Origin of the sequence: Paenibacillus sacheonensis (assembly GCF_009909195.1) — a bacterium.
Lineage (GTDB): Bacteria > Bacillota > Bacilli > Paenibacillales > Paenibacillaceae > Paenibacillus_Z > Paenibacillus_Z sacheonensis.
Genome location: NZ_JAAAMU010000040.1, coordinates 1 through 2928 on the forward strand (window position 1 = coordinate 1; position 2928 = coordinate 2928).

Genomic DNA, 2928 nt, shown 5'->3' on the forward strand with positions numbered 1-2928 from the left:
AGGTTAAGCTACTAAGAGCGCACGGAGGATGCCTAGGCGCTAGGAGCCGAAGAAGGACGTGGCGAACAACGAAATGCCTCGGGGAGCCGTAAGCAGGCGCTGATCCGGGGATGTCCGAATGGGGAAACCCGGCTGGAGTAATGTCCAGTCACCTTGTAGTGAATACATAGCTACAATGGAGGCACACCAGGGGAACTGAAACATCTAAGTACCCTGAGGAAGAGAAAACAATAGTGATTCCGTCAGTAGCGGCGAGCGAACGCGGATTAGCCCAAACCAAGGAGCTTGCTCCTTGGGGTTGTAGGACGTCTCACATGGAGTTACAAAGGTGTTGGCTAGGCGAAGAGGTCTGGAAAGGCCCGCTAGAAGAGGTAAAAGCCCTGTAGCCCAAAGTCAGCACTCTCCGAGACGGATCCTGAGTACCGCGAGACACGTGAAACCTCGTGGGAATCCGGCAGGACCATCTGCCAAGGCTAAATACTCCCTAGCGACCGATAGCGAAGCAGTACCGTGAGGGAAAGGTGAAAAGCACCGCGGAAGCGGAGTGAAACAGAACCTGAAACCGTGCGCTTACAAAAAGTCAGAGCCCTCTATATGGGTGATGGCGTGCCTTTTGTAGAATGAACCGGCGAGTTACGTTCCCATGCAAGGTTAAGGTGAAGAGCCGGAGCCGCAGCGAAAGCGAGTCTGAATAGGGCGACATAGTATGTGGACGTAGACCCGAAACCGTGTGATCTACCCCTGTCCAGGGTGAAGGTGCGGTAACACGCACTGGAGGCCCGAACCCACGCATGTTGAAAAATGCGGGGATGAGGTGGGGGTAGCGGAGAAATTCCAATCGAACTCGGAGATAGCTGGTTCTCCCCGAAATAGCTTTAGGGCTAGCCTCGGAGTAAAGAGTCGTGGAGGTAGAGCACTGATTGGGTGCGGGGCCCGCCAAGGGTTACCAAGTCCAGTCAAACTCCGAATGCCATGTACTTATATCCGGGAGTCAGACAGTGAGTGCTAAGATCCATTGTCAAGAGGGAAACAGCCCAGACCATCAGCTAAGGTCCCCAAGTGTGTGTTAAGTGGGAAAGGATGTGGAGTTGCAAAGACAACCAGGATGTTGGCTTAGAAGCAGCCACCATTTAAAGAGTGCGTAATAGCTCACTGGTCGAGTGACTCTGCGCCGAAAATGTAACGGGGCTAAACACACCACCGAAGCTATGGCTTGATACGTATGTATCAGGGGTAGGGGAGCGTTGAATGTACGTCGAAGTCAGACCGTAAGGACTGGTGGAGCGCATTCAAGTGAGAATGCCGGTATGAGTAACGAAAAGACAAGTGAGAATCTTGTCCGCCGTAAGACTAAGGTTTCCTGAGGAAGGCTCGTCCGCTCAGGGTAAGTCGGGACCTAAGGCGAGGCCGAAAGGCGTAGTCGAAGGACAACGGGTTGATATTCCCGTACCACCGTAAGCCGTTACGAGCAATGGGGTGACGCAGAAGGATAGTGACGCGGACTGATGGATGTCCGTCCAAGCAGTGAGGCTGGTGTGTAGGCAAATCCGCACATCGTAAGGCTGGGCTGTGATGGGGAGCGAAAATTGCAGTAGCGAAGGTCATGAGTTCAGGCTGCCAAGAAAAGCCTCTAGCCAGGTGAAGGTGCCCGTACCGCAAACCGACACAGGTAGTCGAGCAGAGTATGCTAAGGCGCTCGGAAGAACTCTCGTTAAGGAACTCGGCAAAATGACCCCGTAACTTCGGGAGAAGGGGTGCCTCGGTAGGGTGAATAGCCCGAGGGGGCCGCAGTGAAAAGGCCCAAGCGACTGTTTAGCAAAAACACAGGTCTGTGCGAAGCCGTAAGGCGAAGTATACGGGCTGACGCCTGCCCGGTGCTGGAAGGTTAAGGGGAGTGGTTAGCCGCAAGGCGAAGCTATGAACCGAAGCCCCAGTAAACGGCGGCCGTAACTATAACGGTCCTAAGGTAGCGAAATTCCTTGTCAGGTAAATTCTGACCCGCACGAATGGCGTAACGACTTGGGCGCTGTCTCAACGAGAGATCCGGTGAAATTTTAATACCTGTGAAGATGCAGGTTACCCGCGACAAGACGGAAAGACCCCATGGAGCTTTACTGCAGCTTGATATTGGACTTTGGTACGATCTGTACAGGATAGGTGGGAGCCTAGGAAACCGGAGCGCCAGCTTCGGTGGAGGCATCGTTGGGATACCACCCTGATCGTATCGGAGTTCTAACCTGGTACCGTAATCCGGTACAGGGACCGTGTCAGGTGGGCAGTTTGACTGGGGCGGTCGCCTCCTAAAATGTAACGGAGGCGCCCAAAGGTTCCCTCAGAATGGTTGGAAATCATTCGTAGCGTGCAAAGGCATAAGGGAGCTTGACTGCGAGACCTACAAGTCGAGCAGGGACGAAAGTCGGGCTTAGTGATCCGGTGGTACCGAATGGAAGGGCCATCGCTCAACGGATAAAAGCTACCCTGGGGATAACAGGCTTATCTCCCCCAAGAGTCCACATCGACGGGGAGGTTTGGCACCTCGATGTCGGCTCATCGCATCCTGGGGCTGAAGTAGGTCCCAAGGGTTGGGCTGTTCGCCCATTAAAGCGGTACGCGAGCTGGGTTCAGAACGTCGTGAGACAGTTCGGTCCCTATCTGTCGTGGGCGTAGGAAATTTGAGAGGAGCTGTCCTTAGTACGAGAGGACCGGGATGGACGCACCGCTGGTGTACCAGTTGTTCCGCCAGGAGCATCGCTGGGTAGCCAAGTGCGGACGGGATAAGCGCTGAAAGCATCTAAGCGTGAAGCCCCCCTCAAGATGAGATTTCCCAGTATGTAAGACCCCTTGAAGACGACGAGGTTGATAGGTTCGAGGTGGAAGCGCAGCAATGCGTGGAGCTGACGAATACTAATCGGTCGAGGGCTTATCCTA

At 54.3% G+C, this 2928-nt stretch carries 1 rRNA gene; it reads left to right on the forward strand.

The window, feature by feature from the left end:
- Position 1 precedes the first annotated feature (1 nt).
- Positions 2 to 2928 (forward strand): 23S ribosomal RNA (locus GT003_RS32010).